General features: G+C 49.9%; 18 protein-coding genes and 1 pseudogene. 12 read left to right on the top strand and 7 right to left on the bottom strand.

Annotated elements, in window-relative coordinates:
* Positions 1 to 62: 62 nt before the first annotated feature.
* Together Q7P68_RS11005 and Q7P68_RS11000 are read right to left on the bottom strand one after the other, a co-directional pair.
* The gene (locus tag Q7P68_RS11005; RefSeq protein ID WP_304225614.1) at positions 63 to 1,655 is read right to left on the bottom strand and encodes a capsule assembly Wzi family protein; all 1,593 of its coding nucleotides are present in this window, start codon (positions 1,653 to 1,655) and stop codon (positions 63 to 65) included.
* A gap of 9 nt (positions 1,656 to 1,664) precedes the next feature.
* The gene (locus Q7P68_RS11000) at positions 1,665 to 3,320 is read right to left on the bottom strand and encodes a capsule assembly Wzi family protein (RefSeq protein ID WP_304225612.1); all 1,656 of its coding nucleotides are present in this window, start codon (positions 3,318 to 3,320) and stop codon (positions 1,665 to 1,667) included.
* Between the two features lie 227 nt (positions 3,321 to 3,547).
* On the opposite strand from Q7P68_RS11000, the gene Q7P68_RS10995 reads away from it, so the two are divergent.
* Genes Q7P68_RS10995 through Q7P68_RS10970 form a run of 6 tightly spaced genes read left to right on the top strand, consistent with a single transcriptional unit; the run spans position 3,548 to position 10,353 of the window.
* Entirely contained in the window at positions 3,548 to 3,838 is a 291-nt protein-coding gene (locus Q7P68_RS10995; protein ID WP_304225610.1) for a MarR family winged helix-turn-helix transcriptional regulator, read from the top strand.
* Positions 3,839 to 3,876: 38 nt separating this feature from the next.
* On the top strand, positions 3,877 to 6,468 hold the full coding sequence (locus tag Q7P68_RS10990; RefSeq protein WP_304225609.1) for an FAD-dependent oxidoreductase: 2,592 nt from the start codon (positions 3,877 to 3,879) through the stop codon (positions 6,466 to 6,468).
* Positions 6,469 to 6,520: 52 nt separating this feature from the next.
* Positions 6,521 to 7,891: an aspartate kinase gene (locus Q7P68_RS10985; RefSeq protein ID WP_304225607.1), complete on the top strand. Its 1,371-nt coding sequence runs from the start codon at positions 6,521 to 6,523 to the stop codon at positions 7,889 to 7,891.
* A 4-nt stretch (positions 7,892 to 7,895) separates the two neighbouring features.
* A complete protein-coding gene (locus tag Q7P68_RS10980; RefSeq protein ID WP_304225605.1) occupies positions 7,896 to 9,062 on the top strand; it encodes a homocysteine biosynthesis protein in 1,167 nt (388 codons plus the stop codon).
* On the top strand, positions 9,062 to 9,475 hold the full coding sequence (locus tag Q7P68_RS10975; RefSeq protein ID WP_304225603.1) for an NIL domain-containing protein: 414 nt from the start codon (positions 9,062 to 9,064) through the stop codon (positions 9,473 to 9,475). The genes Q7P68_RS10980 and Q7P68_RS10975 overlap by 1 nt, the downstream gene beginning before the upstream one ends.
* 5 nt (positions 9,476 to 9,480) lie before the next feature.
* Positions 9,481 to 10,353 (top strand): UPF0280 family protein, encoded by an 873-nt coding sequence (locus tag Q7P68_RS10970; protein ID WP_304225601.1) that lies wholly within the window; start codon positions 9,481 to 9,483, stop codon positions 10,351 to 10,353.
* Positions 10,354 to 10,359: 6 nt separating this feature from the next.
* On the opposite strand, the gene Q7P68_RS10965 is transcribed toward Q7P68_RS10970, so the two are convergent.
* Together Q7P68_RS10965 and Q7P68_RS10960 are read right to left on the bottom strand one after the other, a co-directional pair.
* Positions 10,360 to 11,451 carry a hypothetical protein gene (locus tag Q7P68_RS10965; protein ID WP_304225599.1) on the bottom strand — a complete coding sequence of 364 codons (1,092 nt, stop codon included), beginning with the start codon at positions 11,449 to 11,451 and terminating at the stop codon, positions 10,360 to 10,362.
* Between the two features lie 106 nt (positions 11,452 to 11,557).
* Positions 11,558 to 12,325 carry an SAM-dependent methyltransferase gene (locus Q7P68_RS10960; RefSeq protein ID WP_304225597.1) on the bottom strand — a complete coding sequence of 256 codons (768 nt, stop codon included), beginning with the start codon at positions 12,323 to 12,325 and terminating at the stop codon, positions 11,558 to 11,560.
* A gap of 74 nt (positions 12,326 to 12,399) precedes the next feature.
* On the opposite strand from Q7P68_RS10960, the gene Q7P68_RS10955 reads away from it, so the two are divergent.
* Together Q7P68_RS10955 and priA are read left to right on the top strand one after the other, a co-directional pair.
* Positions 12,400 to 13,113: a uracil-DNA glycosylase gene (locus Q7P68_RS10955; protein ID WP_304225595.1), complete on the top strand. Its 714-nt coding sequence runs from the start codon at positions 12,400 to 12,402 to the stop codon at positions 13,111 to 13,113.
* On the top strand, positions 13,113 to 15,104 hold the full coding sequence (priA, locus tag Q7P68_RS10950) for a replication restart helicase PriA (protein ID WP_486187674.1): 1,992 nt from the start codon (positions 13,113 to 13,115) through the stop codon (positions 15,102 to 15,104). Before Q7P68_RS10955 ends, priA begins: the two co-directional genes overlap by 1 nt.
* Before the next feature lie 28 nt (positions 15,105 to 15,132).
* Here priA and Q7P68_RS10945 read toward each other — a convergent pair whose 3' ends face one another.
* From Q7P68_RS10945 to Q7P68_RS10935, 3 genes are all read right to left on the bottom strand, one after another.
* Positions 15,133 to 15,513, bottom strand: coding sequence for a PIN domain-containing protein (locus tag Q7P68_RS10945; protein ID WP_304225594.1), 381 nt, complete (start codon positions 15,511 to 15,513; stop codon positions 15,133 to 15,135).
* 1 nt (position 15,514) lies between these two features.
* Positions 15,515 to 15,706: a type II toxin-antitoxin system VapB family antitoxin gene (locus Q7P68_RS10940; protein WP_304225592.1), complete on the bottom strand. Its 192-nt coding sequence runs from the start codon at positions 15,704 to 15,706 to the stop codon at positions 15,515 to 15,517.
* Positions 15,707 to 15,940: 234 nt separating this feature from the next.
* Positions 15,941 to 16,618 carry a hypothetical protein gene (locus Q7P68_RS10935; protein ID WP_304225590.1) on the bottom strand — a complete coding sequence of 226 codons (678 nt, stop codon included), beginning with the start codon at positions 16,616 to 16,618 and terminating at the stop codon, positions 15,941 to 15,943.
* Positions 16,619 to 16,855: 237 nt separating this feature from the next.
* Between Q7P68_RS10935 and Q7P68_RS10930 the strand changes: the two genes are divergently transcribed.
* From Q7P68_RS10930 to Q7P68_RS10915, 4 genes and pseudogenes are all read left to right on the top strand, one after another.
* Complete coding sequence (locus tag Q7P68_RS10930; RefSeq protein WP_304225589.1) at positions 16,856 to 17,815, top strand: PEGA domain-containing protein; 960 nt, start codon at positions 16,856 to 16,858, stop codon at positions 17,813 to 17,815.
* Between the two features lie 14 nt (positions 17,816 to 17,829).
* Positions 17,830 to 18,192 carry a metal-dependent transcriptional regulator gene (locus Q7P68_RS10925; protein ID WP_304225587.1) on the top strand — a complete coding sequence of 121 codons (363 nt, stop codon included), beginning with the start codon at positions 17,830 to 17,832 and terminating at the stop codon, positions 18,190 to 18,192.
* 3 nt (positions 18,193 to 18,195) lie between these two features.
* On the top strand, positions 18,196 to 18,729 hold the full coding sequence (locus tag Q7P68_RS10920; protein WP_304225585.1) for a bifunctional adenosylcobinamide kinase/adenosylcobinamide-phosphate guanylyltransferase: 534 nt from the start codon (positions 18,196 to 18,198) through the stop codon (positions 18,727 to 18,729).
* Positions 18,726 to 19,076: pseudogene (locus tag Q7P68_RS10915) on the top strand (cobamide remodeling phosphodiesterase CbiR); the annotation flags it as partial. The gene Q7P68_RS10920 and the pseudogene Q7P68_RS10915, both read left to right, overlap by 4 nt.

The following is a 19,076-nucleotide window of genomic DNA, read 5'->3' as shown; positions in this document are numbered from 1 at the left end:
TTTCAGGGGTCCGCATGGCCTGAACCACTTCTAAAAGTCGGGCACTTTTGCAAGAACCTTGCTTACCAGCGCCAGGATGCGCTAATCCCCCAGAAGTTAGTGAGTCCGTTATCATCCTTTACAAGGTTACGATTCCAGCCGTACTCCAGAACATAATCAGCCTGGAGGCCAAAACTCCCGAAGGATGTCGGCAAGGACCAAGAAAGGCTAAAACCTCCTGCAAGGCGATAGTCAATCACAGACTGGGTCAGGAAACGGGTTTCACGATCAAAGGTAACCTTGTTCGCGCTATCATAACCATCGTCAAAAATATCTCCGTCATGATTTGAATCCATATTTGGAATTCCCTCTGAAGCATTACCGTGACGGGTAAAAAAGCCTGTAAGTTTTAAATTAAAAGCAGAAAGCAAATCTTTACTGATGCTCAGCTTTACGCGATCCGAATTAGGTTCCAAGTCAGTTCCTAAATTTGCACCCCGGTGGGTATAATTAAAATAATTAGGTTTATTTGGCACATATCTATCAGCCACATCTCCGGTAATATGAGTGTACATATAGGGCATAACTGCGGTGTACTCAAGACGCACGTTGGGGGCCCAGGATTTTATTGGCATATAATTAAGTCCTGCCTGGGCAGATAGTTTATATCGAGTATCAAATTTAAAACTAACCATATCGTTAAAATGAAGATCATCTACATAGACTTGACCTAACATTTGCAGGCCAGGAAAGGCTCGCCATCGGAAATGGATACCAAAGAGGGAGTTGTCCGCAAAGCCCACAATAGATTGGGCAGCGAAAAGTTGGTTAAAAGGAATAAAATAAAATGGTTCAAAGCGGCCGCCCCAGACTACGGTTTCAAAAAAGCCAAATTCAAAATTGGTAAGTGGTTGAAAATCGTAGGCATGAATCATGATATACTTTTCTGGGAATTGGCCATTCCCAAAATCATTGGTAGCAGAAATAGACAAAAACAAAATACTATAATTCCACCATTCACTGCGGTAAACGAGACTGAAATGTCCCGCCCTACCAGCCTGGGCTCCAACGACAAGACTTGAATCGTAGAAGGGACCAAAACTGGTACGATTCAAACCTGACTGGAAATAAAAAGAATCAGCCCCTATGGTAAGGGTTGAATTCCAATTCTGAAGTATATAGAACTGACCAACATTTGCAGCATCCACTACAAAATCTGGATAAGGAGAATAGTTTCCGGGCACGATAATTTCATTGCCAGGTGTTTTTAATGAACCATAAACCTGTAAATCGTAGGAGCCAGTAATCCAAGGCTCGATTCGGAACACTCCATCTGCCTTAGGAGCACCAAAAAGAGTAGACTCCGAGTCCCTCCCTGTTATAGTACCATGCAACCCTATATGAACAGGTCGTGAATCGGGTGCAATGGAAGCTATGTATGATACAGCCTTTTTTTGAGCCACCGGATCTCCCCGGTCGGCAACTTCTTTAAGGATTAAGTCGAGTATCTGAGCCGGATAGGGTCGTATCTGAGGCAAGGCTGTGGTGATATACCCCTGAATGGCCCATCGATCTATATCTTTGTAAATGTTATCATTAGGATCGTTAATTACCTGAGCAGCAAGAGATAATAAACATATAAATCCAATTAAAATCAAACTTATAATTTTTTTCATCAATTACTCCTAAAATGTATATTTAGCGCTGAGTATCAGCTCGGATCCAAAATCGTCAACACCAAGCTGATGGTTGAAATTCTGAACCCATTGTAAAGCACTATGACAGCTTAACGAGAGGGGTTTAATAACTTGTACAGTTATTTCAGAGGATAGCAGCCATCGCTGCTCAGCAACACCAGTAGGAGTCCTCTGATTAAATGCATCTGGCCCTAAATCCCAATCCCATTTTATTGAATGTTCGCCCTTGTTTAGATATGAAAGTTGAAAAGTTAGATTTACAGGATCCTTCTGCATTTGTACACCGAAAGTAATATTAATTACATCCCTACCTTCAGGATACCCAATCCACATATAGCGTAATGGTTTCACTACAAGAGCTGACAATCGCCGCATCCAAATAAAGCTCGCGAATGGGCTGCCCAGAGTATATAGGTATGGATCAGTATAGACTGCTTCCAGAAAAAACATAGACCGCCATCCAGCTACATCGCTATTATACTCAACCCCGCCAAGCCACCCGAGGCCATTCGGTAATCCTACTTCAGGCCAATGTTCTTGTTCGTAAGGTGTCGCATATTGGTTCATCACCATTTGGCCGTAAAGACTTATACCACCACCGAGAGCCCATTCGAGATCCAACGCAGCGATAGATCCATTCATATCGCTGTACCAAGAAGTATTCCATTTTGAATAGTCATTCCATGAAAAAAAGGAATGATATACGGTCAGCGGGTTTAAAAACCGTAGTTCCAGAGGACTGTTGCCCACCATGACACCTTCAGAAATTCCGATAGACAGACGTTTCCACAGTCTCACATCCCAACGATGGAGATACAAAAAACGCTGTGTCGTATTAGTTAGGACGGTATTAAGATCAGGTGCAAAACCGTCGGCATAAAAATCGGAGGATGTTTCCAATGGTAGCTGAGTAATCAATAAGGAATACTTAAAATTCGGGCTAAACAGTGATAAACGTGCAAAATCGTAGTAGTCCGGAGTGTCAGAAATGGCCAGATTACCCGTGTGACCTGTACCGAAGGAAATCCTGTCCCTACCAATTTGGAAGTTCCACCAGGGGCCGCCAAGAGCCATAAAAGCCTTTAAAGGAATATTAGCATCTAGTTTTTGGACATCCAAAGGAAGGTTGGTACCAACTGACTCGCTATCATTGTAAAAATAAGGATCATTACGGAGATTAAGATCGCCCCGTGCATACAGGCTATTTGCAAAAAAGAACTCCAGCGGCAGAGAAAACACCGCAGGATTCTGCTTCTCGTCCCTAACCCAATCAAGATTTGGATTGGACCGCCAGCGGCCCTCTACCGCCAACTCAGGATGGACTGTCAGCCCCAAAGCACCATCTTTGAGGACCGGTTGGGATTGTAAGACTTGCATGACTCGCGCATAGGCGGCTCTCCACGCAGGAGAACGGTTTGTAATGGAAAGTCCACGCAGTGTAGTAAGCAGTTCCTCGCTTGAAAATGGTGGGGTTAACGAAAGTACACTTTCTTCGCCTGTTCTCACAAGGAAAACATAATCTTCCACTATTGGATCCCCTACCCCAATCATCTTGAAAGGGGCAGAAATAAGGGGGTGCGCAAGACCGAAAAACACCAGTAAAAAAACAATCCATCTTTGACGATAAAGCATCGTTGTTCGCATATTGCACACTATAAGTAAAGCCGCCCATTCTGTCTACCGACGCATAAGTGCAGCACGATCATGTTTTCACACTTGACATATCGATAAAAATACATATAATTGCCATATAAAACAGTTGCCTTTAACAACTGTTCACCATAACAACTATGCATAAACAATTATGTGCCCTAAAAGATATTTTACGCTCGATTACACAATTAGAAGAGGCCATACAGGAGACCTACCACGTGAGCTTAACTGAGGCTATGGTCCTCTGCGCCATCGACGGAGGATGCCGTTATGCCCACGATCTGGCTGATGATGTGGGGCTCTCCCCTTCCCGGCTATCCCGGATTATTGCCAGCCTTGAACGGAAGGGACTCTTGGAACGGGAACAAAATCGGGCCGATAGGCGGCACTGGCAAAACCAGCCAACCGCAAAAGGCAGAGAAATAGTATTGCAAATGAAGACCGAAGGTATCGATATTCCTCCGGCTTTGGAATCTATTATGGGGACCTCTAGAAACGAAAGTTTTTAGAAGCTACGTCATTCATAACGCCACAGAAGGAGTAAACCATGGCGAAATACATTATCATCGGCGGAGTTGCCGGCGGGGCAACCACCGCAGCAAGACTCCGCCGCAACAACGAGCATGCGGAAATTATTCTTGTTGAGCGGGGAGATTACATTTCCTATGCCAACTGCGGCCTTCCCTACTATACAGGAGGTGTCATATCAGAACGGGAAAAACTCTTTGTCATGACCCCGGAAAAATTCAACCAGACCCTCAAAGTTGATGTTCGTATTGCTACCGAAGCCACATCCATAGACCGCTCTGCAAAAACTGTGACACTGGTGGAGCGAAAAACCGGTAAAACCTACACAGAATCATACGACACCTTGGTCCTTTCCCCCGGAGCCGAACCGGTCCGTCCGCCCATACCAGGACTGGATCTGGAAGGCATTTTTACCCTTAGATCCGTACCCGATGTGGACAATATAAAAAGCTGGCTTGATATGAGGCGGCCCGAACGGGCCGTTGTCGTTGGCGGCGGCTTTATTGGCCTTGAGATGGCAGAAAATCTGGCCCACCGGGGCATGGCTGTCACCATTATCGAAGCCCTTGACCAGGTCATGGCACCCATCGATTTTGAGATGGCTGCCCTGGTTCACCGGCACCTGCGGGATAAGGACATCGAACTCCGCCTTAAGGATGGTGTTTCAGCCTTTGAAAAACGGGGAAGCCGAATTTTTGTTAAGCTCGCTTCAGGAGACGAGGTCCCCACCGATGTGGTCATATTCTCTGTTGGTGTTCGGCCGGATACTAAAATTGCCCGCGACGCGGGACTGGAAACAATTCCCCAGGGAAAACCCGGAGCAGGAGCAATTTTGGTTGATGAACATTTTCGCACCTCCGATCCCGCTATTCGCGCGGTGGGGGATGCCATCGCCTTCCGCAATCCTTTAAGCAACGAAGTGGGCATTACTCCCCTCGCGGGTCCCGCCAACAAACAGGGCCGGCTTGTGGCGGATGCCATAGTATTCGGCGATGATAAAGTTCCTGCATGGAAGGGTTCCCTCGGCACTGCTGCCGCAAAAGTCTTTGACCTCACTGTGGCTTCAACGGGCTTAAATGAAAAGGTTCTCGCCAGAATCGGTAAACCCTGTGTTTCCGTTATTATCCACCCCAACAACCACGCAAGCTACTACCCCAACGCGGTACCCCTTACTCTAAAGGTCATCTTTGATCCCCAAAGCACCCGCATACTCGGAGCACAGTCGGTAGGCTATGATGGTGTAGAAAAACGCATCGATGTTATATCCGCCCTTATACGAAAAGAAGGCACCGTGGCGGACCTCTGTGAATTTGAACATGTTTATGCTCCGCCCTTCTCTTCTGCTAAAGACCCCGTTAATATGGCAGGTTTTGTGGCAGAGAATATACTGCAGGGCCGGTCTAAGGTGGTTTCCTGGAAACAGTTTGAGGAACTGCGAGCCAAGGGAGCCTTTGTGCTTGATGTACGGACCCGGGAAGAGTTTGAGCTTGGAGCCATACCCGGTGCCGTTTGTATTCCTAATACGGAACTCCGGAACCGCCTCAACGAAGTGCCCAAAGACAGAACAGTCCTCGTGTACTGTGGGGTGGGCCTCCGGGGTTATCTAGCCGAGCGGATACTTCGCCAAAACGGCTGGACCGACCTTTACAACTTGACTGGAGGCTTTAAGACCTGGTCAGCAGCGGTGGAAAAACAGGACAATCCGGGATCCCTGAAGGACTGGAAGCCCAAGGCTAGCTTTGCAGAACCGAATCTCGCCAAAGCTATGGCAGACCGTACGTTAACCTATGGGGAAGGCACAGGTGTCCCCGAAGGAATCGCCAAGGGCGGATCGGGGAAAACCATTCTTGTGGATGCCTGCGGCCTCCAGTGCCCCGGGCCTATCATGCGGCTTAAAACCGAAATGGACAAGGCCGAAGAAGGGACGAGGATTCTTGTATCGGCTACCGATCCGGGCTTTGCCCGGGATGTGCAATCCTGGGCAAAACTGACGGGGAATCTCCTGGTAAGCCTAGAACATACAGGAGGCCGGATAGAGGCGGTCATCGAAAAAAGCGCTGCCCAGTCACGGCTTGTCTCTGCTGCCCAGGCCGCAGGTCCTGCCGCGGCAGGAGCTGGAGTACGGATGGTTTCCACCGGCACAGACGCGGCAAGTCTTATCGTCTTCTCCAACGATTTTGACAAAGCTTTGGCATCCTTTGTTTTAGCTAACGGAGCCGCTGCAGTAGGCAAAAAGGTCACCATGTTCTTTACCTTCTGGGGCCTCTCGGTCATCATGAAAAAGGAAAAGCCCCATGTGGCTAAGGATTTCATGGGCAAAATGTTCGGCATGATGCTGCCCAAGCATGCAGGCCAGCTCGCACTGTCCAAAATGAACTTCGCCGGCATGGGTCCCCTCATGATGAAATCCCGAATGAAGGCAAAGCAGGTGGACCAGTTGGAACAGATGATACAGGCCGCCCGAACCGCAGGAGTCCGCATGGTAGCCTGCCAGATGTCTATGGATATCATGGGAGTCGCCAAGGAAGAACTGATTGATGGTGTTGAAATTGGCGGTGTAGCTACCTATATGGAAGCCGCATCGGAGGCAAAGGTAAACCTGTTCATATAAAAAGGTTCTTGCGCGATTGAACAAGGGGCCATAATTCAGGTATACCTGAGCTATGGCCCAGATTATTGTAAAATTCGGCGGTTCAAACCTGAAGAGCCCCGCAGATATTGAGCGGTCAGCCCGGGTGGCAGCTGCATACCAAACACCGCTTGTGGTGGTGGTGAGCGCCTTTTCAGGCGTAACCGACGCTCTTATCCGGGGCATCGATGAGGCAATACTTTCTGAAAAAGCTCCAGATACGCTCTGTTCGGATCTTAAAGAGATTCATGAAACAGCCCTGAAGCTTCATATAGAATCGGAAGCGGAACGCAATTCGGTCCGGGCAGTACTGCAGGAACGGCTTGAGCAGCTTAAAAAGCTGCTCGTAGGCATACATTATATAGGTGCGGTCCCCGATTTTACCCGGGACCAGATCGTCTCCACTGGAGAGCGTCTTTCCGCCCCGATTGTGGCCGCGGTACTCCGCAAGGAGGGGCTTCCTGCCCGAGAAATATTGCCCGAAACCATGGGGCTCCTCACCGACGGGGCCTTCGGAAACGCCGCGGCGGACCTTACAGCCTGCGCCCAAAGGCTGCCATCAATACTTAACCCTGATATTACCCCGGTCATACCAGGGTTTTACGGCCTTACCCGTGAAGGCAAAATCGCTATTTTTGGCCGAGGCGGCTCAGATTATACTGCCGCTGTCATTGCCCGTTCCATTCACGCAGAAAGCCTTGACCTCTGGAAAGATGTGGACGGCTTCTTGTCAGGGGATCCGCGGATTATACCAGATTCACGGACTATTCCCTTTGTAAGCTATGAAGAGGCAGCAGAACTATCCTATTTTGGGGCCAAGGTGCTCCATCCTCGGACCGTGGAACCCCTGGAACAGGACCAAATCCCCATTAGGGTCATGAATGTGGAACAGTTTGATGGAAATATCAAGCCATACACCCTGGTAGGCCCGGCAAAACAGGGAAAACCAAGCCTTAAAAGCGTGGCCGCCACAGAGGACATCGGCATTGTGCGGCTCGAAGGTCCCGGCGTAGGAAGCCGGCCCGGCATTTTGGCCCGGGCCACCGCAGGGCTCGATGCGGCGGGTATTAACATCAGCAGCGTCATAACAAGCCAGACAAGCATCAATCTATTGTTCCGTAAAAAGGACCTTTCACGGGCACTGGCGGTGCTGCGCTCCGAATCGGTGCCCTCTGTAGTGGCGGTGGAACACTTTGAAGACATCGCCATTATTGCAGCGGTGGGAGACGGACTGCGTCATACGCCGGGGCTTGCATCCCAAGTATTCGGCGCTCTCGCGGAAGGGGGCATCAATGTACTCCTTACCCAGGCGGGAGCCAGTCCTGTTGCAATGTACGTCATTGTAAAGAAAGAAGATAAAGCAAGGGCCCTAAGGGCCATTCACAAGACCATACATCGGGGGTAACAGCATGGGGGAAATAAAAAAAAGCTGGGATGAAATTAACCAGCGCCTTGCAGCGGGAAAAGCAGTGGTACTGACCGCGGAGGAGACCGCTGAACTGGCCAAAACAGAGAGTCCCCGGGAGGTGGCACAAAAAGTAGACGTGGTGACCACCGGGACCTTTGGAGCCATGTGCTCCTCTGGAATGTTCATCAATTTTGGGCATCCTGAGCCTCCCATTCGTATGGAACATATCACGCTGGACGGGGTACCCGTATTCGGCGGAGTAGCCGCGGTAGACGCCTATATCGGAGCCACCGAAACCCGCCCCGACGATGGCCGCTTTGGCGGAGCCCATATCATCGAAAAACTTATCCGGGGCGAAGAAGTCTACCTGGAAGCCCATGCCAAGGGCACCGACTGCTATCCAAGAAAAGACATAGCAACCTTTATTCATAAAGACCGGGTCAACGAAATGATCCTCACCAATCCGCGGAACGCCTATCAAAACTATCCTGCGGCCACAAATTCTACCCATAAGACCCTGTATACCTATATGGGAACCCTCCTTCCCTCATTTATGAATGTGAATTATTCCACATCAGGCTGTCTCTCTCCCCTCCTCAATGACCCAAACTTAAGAACTATCGGTATTGGCTCTCCAGTGTTTTTGGGCGGAGCGGTAGGTTCGGTGGCATGGAACGGCACCCAGTTCAATACGGAAAAACCGGTCAATGATCATGGCATTCCCCTTTCTAACGCCAGGACCCTCATGCTGGTGGGCAACGCCAAGGAAATGTCCGCCGATTGGATCCGGGCGGGCTATTACGAAAGATACGGGGTTACCATGTATGTGGGAGTCGGTTTTGCCATTCCGGTCCTGGACGAAGATATGGCCTACCGGGTCATGATCCGTAATGAGGATATCGAGACAAGCCTCTGCGACTACGGCATAGACGGGCACCCAGCCCTGGCACGGGTCAATTACCGGGATCTCATGTCGGGCAGCATCGAGTTGAGGGGCAAAAAGGTGCGTACAGCCCCCCTTTCCAGTTACCGCCGGGCTCGGCTCCTGGCAGAAACCCTAAAAGACCTGGTCCTCAAGGGCCAGTTCCCCCTGACGCCTCCGGCACGGCCCATGCCTGAACAGAGCCGCGTCCAGGGACTTTCTATCATTCGGGACCGGAGGGCATAATGGCTGGTAAATATGTGTTAGGCTATTCGGCAGAAACCGTTTCTGAACCGATACTCTGGAAACTTACCAAAGACTTTGATATCCGGGTAAACATTCTGCGGGCCGAGATTTCACCCGGCCAGGAAGGGAATCTCCTGGTAGAACTGGACGCCGAAAACGAAGCTAAGCTCGATTCAGCCCTCGCATGGCTTGACTCCATCGGTGTAACCTGGGTAAATGTGGCGAAACGTTTGAGCTGGGACGAAGAGCGCTGTATCGATTGCGGCGGCTGTTCCGGGGTCTGTTTTTCCGGTGCCATTACCCTGGATAGAACAAGCTGGAAACTGGTAGTAGACCGGGACAAGTGTATCGCCTGCGGCGGCTGCGTCAAAGCTTGTCCCATGGGCTGCTTTGCCCTGGACTTTGGAGAATAAACGCCTTGTACCGCCATCGTTTTTACCGCAAAACCATGGGGCTCGGCCGCTTCCGGTCCATTACGATTTCCGAAGGAGAGTCGGATCTCTGGATTGGCTGGAACCTGGGAAAAGATACCTTATTGATGAACGGCGCTCCGAGCGGCGCTCCGAGCGGCGCTCACGACGGCGACCCTTTGGCATCTGCGGTGCGCCGCCTCGCAGCGGAGGAACTCCGCCGTGTCCGGTCTGACATTCTTGCCTACGGCGATGCTCACCCAGAGTTTCTCAGCAGTTTCGAGCCCCTGCCCCTTGATGCGGCCGCCCCTCAGGCGGTCCTTTCCATGCTGATGGCAGGCCAGGCTGCGGGGGTGGGCCCCATGGCGGCCGTCGCCGGCGCAGTAGCTAGTGCCGTTGCAGGGGCCATTGCCGGCGCCGCAGCAAGCGCAGCGGCCAGCGCTTTAGGCAATACCTTGCAAAACGAGTTCGGCTTTGAAGAACTAGTAATCGAAAACGGCGGCGACTACTGGATCTCGGTACGGGAGCCCCTGCCAGTCCAGGTCTATGCGGGGCTTTCATCCCTTTCAGGAAAAGTATCAGTCATCGTACCGCCAGAACTTTCCCCCTGCGGCCTTGCCTGTTCATCCGGCACGGTGGGCCCCTCGATCAGTTTCGGCAAGGCTGATGCGGCCCTGGTCATCGCAAAAAATGCCGCCGCCGCCGATGCCTGGGCTACCGCCCTGGGAAACCGGCTTCATAGCCAAAACGACCTGGCCCCCGCCGTGGAGGCCCTCATCAATATGGAACATGAGTATCCCTGGGAGGAGTACCGCCCTTTAGGGGCCCTGGCTATTATGGCGGATAAGCTCGCAGCCTGCGGCTGCATACGGCTCGGGTAATGAGTATTAAATATAGTCTATACCCACTAGTTTTTTTTCTTTATATAAATTGACAATTTCATTAGCCTTCAGCATGATTTCCCGCGGTTTTAAGTCCGGTATAAAATCATACATCTTTTCATAATAATAAAGCAAATACAACGGAGATGAGTCACGGCGAGCAATGCTGATGTCATATACATCTAAAGCATACTTTGCAAGATCAGTCTCGATAAATATATTATTTTTCTTTGCAAATACCACCACATATAATACCAAATAGGGATCCTTATTATATTGAGCTATCGTTAAGGCTTTTTTAATCATATCAAGAGGACTTGTTTTGTTAAGCAGTTGCTTATCTTGCTGAACCTGAGCAAGCTGGATTATTCGATATCCATTATTTTCCTTTTCTGCATTTGCATAGGCAACGCTCATCTCTGAAGGACTCGATATATCGGTCGGAAAATCTTTCCATGTTATCGGATATCTATCTAGGGGTTTTTCATTTTCAGGACTGTCATAAAGATTTGAATAGGGGCGATAATCCTTATTGTTTATAAAAAGGGCTTTCTGGTGCATTTCTTTCGGCAGACCACCGATTTCCTTTAATTCGTAAAAGTCCCTATGCGAATCCAAATAATCAGCAAGCCGATGCAAAAGCCCTGCTTCCTTGCGTTCCAAACCTATATTGTAAATTTTTGAAATCATTTCCCGGGGATTTACCAGGGTAAACAAATTATGTTCAAAATCATACACAAGAATATAATAGGCTAGAAAGGGATCCTTGTTTTCAAGTGAGATAGTATATGCCTCATGCAGCATTTTGCCTGGAACAAGGTTCCCGTAGGTATAGACATTTTCAAATTCTATTTTCGCAAGCTGTAGCAGTTTATAGCCGTTTTTTATTCCCAAAGCATCCTTGTAGGCATCTTTTATTTTTCTTGAACCATCGATATCTTTTGGAAAATCTGTCCAAGTAAATGGATCCTTATCGACGATTTTAGCAAGTTCCGAATTAGTGTAGGGACTAAATCGGCTTGTGGCCTCTTGAGCGTTTCCCTGGTAATGGATAAGCAATACAAGAAGCAATAACGCAACCTGAACTTTCTGTTTCATTTGTACCACCTTTAAACAAAAATTGCTTTTGCTAAACGATAGTTTATCTTTTACAAATTAGCCAATTTAAAAACGCAAAGCGTAGTAACCGACTTTAGAAATTGGCTCATCTTTTTTTATATTGAGGCCGTCTATGCTCATGGCCTGAACGATGGGACGGTGAAACCGCCTCCAGGGCCTGGATGGCAAAGACGGTGGGACTCTTGCGAAGCTCCGGGGCCAGATGCTTCCATTCATCTACGGTACAGGTATAGATAGACTCTTCTTCGGTCATAAGGGCCTGGCTGATAGTAAGCCTCGTCTCTCCCCGGAGGGCCTTGCAGAGGCTTGCAAAAAGACTCATGACCCGGTAGGGAGTTTCTATCCAGAGAATGGTCATTCCTTCCCGGGACGAAAGCTGCTCAAGTGAACGGAGCCGGGCAAGCCTTTCCTGTTCCGGGATGGGCAGGTAGCCTTCGAACATAAAACGCTGGCCGTTAAGACCGCTGGCCATCAGGGTCTGAAAAATTGATGAAGGGCCGGGATGGGGTATGACCCGGATATGGTGCGCATGGGCCAGGGAAACCAGGGCAGAGCCCGGGTCGGCTACGCAGGGTAGGCCCGCTTCAGAAATAAGGGCCCCGTCCCGGCCCGCAAGCAACGGGGCGAGGAGAGCAGGAATATCCTGGAAGGGGGTATGCTCGTCCAGAGTCGCCCATTCCTTGGCCGCAAGATGCTGCGGCGGAACCTGGCTCGCAAGGAAACGGCGGACCGTTTTTTCATTCTCCGCGATAATATAAGGCACCGATTCCAAAACAGAACGGATATAAGGGGCAAGGATATCCATCGACACACCGATAGGACTGGGGACAAGATGCAGGATTCCGGTCTTCATAGCTCCAGTGTAGCAGAAGCGATCAAGAATACAAACCCCTTGCGTTTTCTCGGCCCATAGGTTTCAATAGAGCCATGACTCGGGACGAAAAATTACAAGCCCTGGCCTTCCTGGACCTTGTGTCGGATTACCTCGGAAGCGGGTACAGGCAGGAACGGGAAGCATACCATATTAATGAACAGTTTGATGACAGCCTTGAACGGGTTGCAGAGGATGTTCGCCGCTGCACCGCCTGCGGACTATGCCAAGGGCGGCACAACCCAGTTCCCGGCGAAGGGGTCGAACAGCCTTTGGTGCTCGTCATTGGCGAGGGCCCCGGGGCCGATGAAGACAGCACCGGGAGGCCCTTTGTAGGCCGAGCGGGACAGCTTTTGGACAAGATGCTGATGGCCATCAATCTGGACCGGAACACCAATTGCTTTATCGCCAACGTGGTAAAATGCAGGCCACCGAACAACCGGGACCCGGAACCAGAGGAGATTTCAGCCTGCGCTCCCTTTTTGCACCGTCAGCTTGCCTTGCTTAAGCCCCGGGCAATACTGACCGTTGGCCGGGTTCCCACCCAGGCACTGCTTGGCACGAGTGAGGGCATCAGCCGTTTGCGGGGCCGTTTCTTTGAATATCAGGGGATTCCCCTCCTTCCGACCTATCATCCCAGCGCCCTCCTTCGGGACGAAAGCCTTAAGCGGCCTGCCTGGGAGGACCTTAAGCAGCTCCGCGCTTTTCTGAACAGTCTTGCGGATGTAAATATCCAGGGCATTCAGGACCGATCCGAGGAGCAATCCTAGTGTATTTTGAACTGGTTTTTGACGTACCACTCCAGCAGCGCTTCACCTACGCCCAGGACGACAAGGGCGAGACTGTGGTGGGGAAACGGGTCATGGCCCCCTTTGGCCGCCGGGAAGTGCTGGGATACGTTATCGGTGAGCGGGAAACACTACCAGAAGGAATTCCTGAAAGCGGGCTCAAGAAAATCCGCCGGGTGGTGGATAAAGAGCCGATCTTTGGGCCCGATGAAATAGAACTCGCCCTTTGGATGGCAAGCTACTATCTCTGCGGTACCGGCGAAGCCCTGGCCACAATGATCCCTTCGGGCCGCCGCGAAACGAGCCCTGAAAGCCTATTAGACGAGGAAGTGCAGATCGCCGAAAAACCCCTGGACCTCTCGCAGGAGCAGCAGTTTGCCCTGGATGCCATACTCGGTGCGGGGCCCCACCAGGAGCCCCAAGGGACCGCGAAGCCGGCCATGTTTTACCTCTACGGCATCACAGGCTCGGGCAAAACCGAGGTATTTCTCCGTTCCGCCGAGGCTATGCTCGCCGTGGGCAAGTCGGTCATCTACCTGGTGCCTGAAATCGCTCTTACCCACCAGGTGGAAGAAGCGGTCCAGCGCCGTTTTGGAGCGGTGGCTACCACGGTCCATTCGGCCATGACCGGCAGCGCCCGCCTCGCCGAATGGGGTCGTATTCGCCGGGGAGAGGTTCGCATCGTGGTGGGGCCCCGCAGCGCCGTCTTTGCGCCGGTGCAAAACCTGGGGCTTATCATTATCGATGAGGAACATGACGGTTCCTATAAGTCGGGCAACACGCCCCGCTATCATGCCCGGCAGGTGGCCTTTAAGCGCTGCGCAGCCCAGGGCGCCCGGCTTGTCATGGGCTCAGCCACCCCCTCGGCAGAGGCCTGGAAACTCATGGAGGATGGGACTATAAAGCGGCTCCACCTTTCCCGCCGCCTTTCGGGAGGGGCCCCGCCGAACATCCGCATCGTGGACCTTGCGGGAACCGAAGGCTGCCTCAGCAGCGAACTTAAAGAAGAAATACGCGAGACCGCCCGGCTTGGCAGGCAAACCATTTTATTTTTGAACCGCCGTGGCTTTTCCTACTTTTACCACTGCCGCCAGTGCGGCTATGAGCTCACTTGCAAGCACTGCTCCGTCTCCCTGACCTATCACAAACAGCTTGGAAAGGCGGTTTGCCATTACTGCGGCTTTTCGGCGGTCCCCCCCCAGGCCTGTCCCCAATGCGGTTCACTGGAAGCGGGCTTCGCTGGTTTTGGCACTGAAATGATAGAAGAAGAGGTTCAGCGGACCTTTCCAGACCTCCGCATACGCCGGGCCGACGCGGATTCTACGGCTAAAAAGGGGAGTCTCCGGGAAACCCTGGACGTGTTCCGGGCCGGCGGCATCGATATACTGCTGGGGACCCAAATGGTCGCCAAGGGGCTTAATTTCCCCGGGGTACGCCTTGTGGGGGTAGTATTGGCGGACACGGCTCTGCACCTGCCGGATTTCCGGGCTGCAGAACGAACATTTTCTTTAATTGTCCAGGTTGCTGGCCGGGCGGGCCGGTACTTTCCCGACGGCCGCGTATTGGTGCAAACCTATAGACCTCAGGATCCGGCCATCACCTACGCCTGCAAGGCAGATATAGAAGGTTTTTATCACTATGAACTGGCCCAGCGGAAAGACCTGGGTTTTCCGCCCTACACCCGGCTTATCCGCATCACCGCCCGTTCAAAACAGGCTGAACTGGCGGACCGGGCAATCATGCGCCTTGCAGGGCTTTTGCGGCGTTTACTCCCGGCAGACTGCGATGTCCTTGGACCCGCAGACTGCCCTATCAGTATTATCGCCGGAAACTACCGGCGGCAGCTCATACTCCGGGGCAAAGCCATGGCAGGGATCCACCAAGCGGTAAAGCGGGCCATGACAGCCTATGATGAGAAAAAAAGCTCAGGCGTCTATATAGAGATCGATGTAGACCCGGTACAGCTTTTGTAGGGTAAAATCAGGATGATATATCGTTATATCAAGAGTAAAAGAGGCGGAAGCCGTGTAATTCACTCATTAATTCAAAATGATGATCAAGCGAATATAGTTCTAAATTATTATCAATTACGTTTTGTGCTATTACTAAATCTGCAATACCCACCTTATTTATACCATTTTTTAGATTTTGAGTTTGCATATAAATAATGGTATTCCAGTTAATGTTAAGTGGTATTTTTGTTATTGTTAGCAGGAGTTCTTTTAATTCAATTTCTTTTCTTTGATTTATTGATGGAAGTAATTCTGCAAGTATTAAATCATTTACGCAAATAGTATTATGGTCTATCAGTGTATTGAGTACTAGTGTTTTATCGTTTCCCTTGAAATATTCAATCCATACAGAGGAATCTACCAAAATCATTTCAGCGATTCCTAAGTACGTTAAGATCAATATCAAGATCTATTTTCCCATAATATTTTTTAATGTCCTTAATTTTCTCTTTCTGAATTAAATTGATGAGTGCGGTTTTAATTAAGTCTGTTTTGGTTTTAATATGAGTTAAAGCCATAGCTTCATTTATTAGCGTCTCAGGTAAATCAAGAGTAGTACGCATAAATAAAATCTCCTTCATGCATAAAGATAAACATAATTATATGCATAGTCAATAGAGCCACTTTCAGAACTCGGTTACTGCGCTTTGATCTATGAAATTGATTATGCGGTTGGAATATAAAAAAAGCGCGGAACCTGCATAGGTCCCGCGCTCCGCGCTGCTAATTTCTCCGGCACTGGATTTATTGAGGCAGGGACTAAATTACCCCGCTGGCCCCAGTACCGCTAAGCCCGATTAAAAGAGGATCAGCTTCGCACCGAAGGTCCAGCGGAAAGGCATTACGACCCAGCTTGGGATATAGTATTCAGTCCCAGCGAGATAATAATCTGGATAATCGCTGTCATAGGTTCCTTTAATGGGACTATTTCCTTCCTTGCACCAGTTCGCCTTAAAGAACACACCGATAGGTTTCAGGTTTAAACCAAGACCAAGACCTACAGTGGCATAGGATGACGCGAAGAGGGGATCATCATCATCGATGTAAGGTGCAATGAGATAATCATTATTCAGCTCATCCTTGTTAAGATAATCAAAGGCAGTCATTCCAAAGCCCACTTCCACAAAGGGATCTAAAAAGGCAGTTGCACCAAAAATGTGGTACGAAAGGTTCAGATTGACGTCATATGACATAAATTTAGCATACTGACCAGTATTATATTCATAGGATCCTGCTTCAGGATCGTAGTTAAACGCAAATCCCAATCCCCAGTGGCGGCCGAGGATTTCAGCAAAACCGCCGTAATAGACGCCCGTGCCGTCCTGGAAATCCTTCCATGCTTGCTGCAGGCTCGGCAGATTGCCATTTGCATCTTCCTGATAATACTGGGCTCCGCTAATACCCAAACTTAGTTCCGCAAAGGCCCCTGTAGCTACCAGGGCGGCCATGGCAAGTATGGCTAAAAGTTTCTTCATATCTTCCTCCGTTTCCTCATAGGGTTTACACTATAACCATAGCACATTGATAAAAAAAAACAAGATTGAGCCAATTTTAAAAGTCATTAACTTTTGAAAGAGCCTCAATTCATCTCAGGATCGATTATATATCGATCACCTTCCACTTTATTTCCTACTAACGCATATTGTATTGAAAACTCTTTTTTGCCACGGTATACTCGAAATACGTTACAATCCTATCTATACGAGGTGCATATGAAACGGAATCTTCGTTCATTTTTTGTGATTTTCCTCATTCTTCTCTGCATCGGAGGTGTGTTCGCCCAAGCGACAGCCCTGCTCACCATAGAAGCCAGCGAGGGTCCTGCCCAGGTTTTGCTAAACGGCAAACTTCTGGGGATCGCTAATCCTAAATTTGCCACCCGGGTGAAACCGGGGACATATGACCTTATTGTTCGGAAAACTGGACTTCCAGAATTCCGTCAGAAAATTACGATTCCTGCTTCGGGACTCACGGTGCAAGCCCAGCTTGGTGCAGCCGCAGTGATTCCTGCGCCTCAGCCCGTTAAGCAGCTCTTTACCCTAACTATTACCGCCAATGCTCCTAATGCCCAAGTTTCCGTAAACGGTAGTGCCATGGGCAATGCTCCGGTTAATGTAAGCGTAGAAGCAGGAACCTACCGGGTCCAGATTAGTGCTCCAGGCTATGAAAATTACGACGCTAATGTGTCAGTCACCAACAACACGAGCCTTGCCGCAACCTTAAAGCAGCAGGCGAGTAAAATTACCATCACCGCCAACGTGCAGGGAGCCGAAGTATACCTGAACAATGTAAAGACCGGTACCACACCCTTTACGACTGACCTCCCCTTTGGCAGCTACAACCTCAAAGTATCCGCTCCGGGATATCAAGACTATGCTGCAGGTATTGTAGTAAATGGTCCCCAGACAATCGTTGCCAACCTCATTCCCCTTATGGCAACCCTTAAAATCAATATCCCCGAACGATATCTGGGCAAACAGCATAAAAATCCCCTTGCACAGGTTGAATTGTATGTTGACAATATCAAACAAAAGGACCTTACGATCGCTGTAAATCCAGGGACCCACAATATACGCCTTGAGTTCGGAGTTCTAGCTATAGAAAGTAATGTTGTCTGCGAAGCGGGAAAAACCTATACCCTCGAACCAAGTTTTGGGTTTACCGTAAAATAAGGAACAACGCAGATATGACCCAATCTCTGGAAGACTATCTTGAGGCAGTGAGCTTTCTTGCTGATGCTGGCGGTGTCCGTGTTACGGACATCGCCCAGAGGCTGGGTGTATCTAAGCCCTCGGTCTTAACTGCGCTTCGAGCATTGGAAGAACGGGGACTTCTCGAACATGAGCGATATCGGGGGGTTATTCTTACCGAAGCAGGGGCCCAACAGGCCCAGGCAATCCGGGAGCGGCATACGTTTCTGACTAACTTTCTTCGGGACGTTGTGGGTGTTTCCCAGGAAACCGCCGAAAAGGATGCCTGCCGTATGGAGCATGTTCTTTCGGAAGAAACCCTGGAACGGATGCGGTCAATTGTCTCCTGTTCCGAATAAACCATGCGTTACCTGCTGACCGGGGCCGTTAAGGCCGGAAAAAGCCACCGGGCCCTGCAAATCGCCAGGGCCGAATTTCCCCTTAATCGCATTTTTATTGCCACCGCCGAAATTTTCGACAGCGAAATGGAAGAACGGATCGCCAAGCACCGAGCCGAACGGAAAGGGCCCGACGGCTCTGACGATTTTATTACCATCGAAGAACCAATCGAGCTTGATAAGGCTGTTACGGACGCCCTCGCCCGCTTTCCCGGCGAAGAAAAGCCGGGCATTATTATCGATTGCATTCCCATGTGGGTCAACAATATGCTCTACCACGATCGGGAAGCGGACCTTTACAAAATACTGGAAAAAACCATTACAGCCCTGCCTGAGGACACGGTTATCGTGACCAACGAAATCGGCTGGGGCAACATTCCCTACGACGAACTGAGCCGCCGATACAACCGGCTCGTGGCGGAAGTTAACATTCGACTTGCTGCGGCGGTCGATAGGGTTGAACTACTTGTAACAGGCATCCCGGTGCGTATTAAATGAAGTATCTCAATATCTCAGTCCCTTCCTGGGTTATTCCCGGTACCTATGGGGAAAACCTTGCCTTTTTGGAAGATAAAGAGGACATTGCAAATATCGAGCTCCTCTTTTTTATCTACGATGATTCGGTCCACAAAGAACTGGCAAAAGACCTGAAAATCATAAAAAAATATCGCAGCCGTTTTACCTATACAGCCCACCTACCAGAAAGCCTGAGACCAAAACACGAAGACCTTATAAAAACCATTTCGCCCCTGGTTAAGCACTTTGTGTTTCATCCGGCAAATCCCGATAATCCCATCCAGGTTGATGAACTTTCATCGTTGATTTCCGCATGGCAGGCCCGTTAT

The sequence above is a fragment of the Gracilinema caldarium genome (assembly GCF_029265695.1).
Lineage (GTDB): Bacteria > Spirochaetota > Spirochaetia > Treponematales > Breznakiellaceae > Gracilinema > Gracilinema caldarium_A.
Note: the sequence above shows the minus strand (reverse complement) of the source record. Positions and strands in the feature narration are given on the sequence as shown.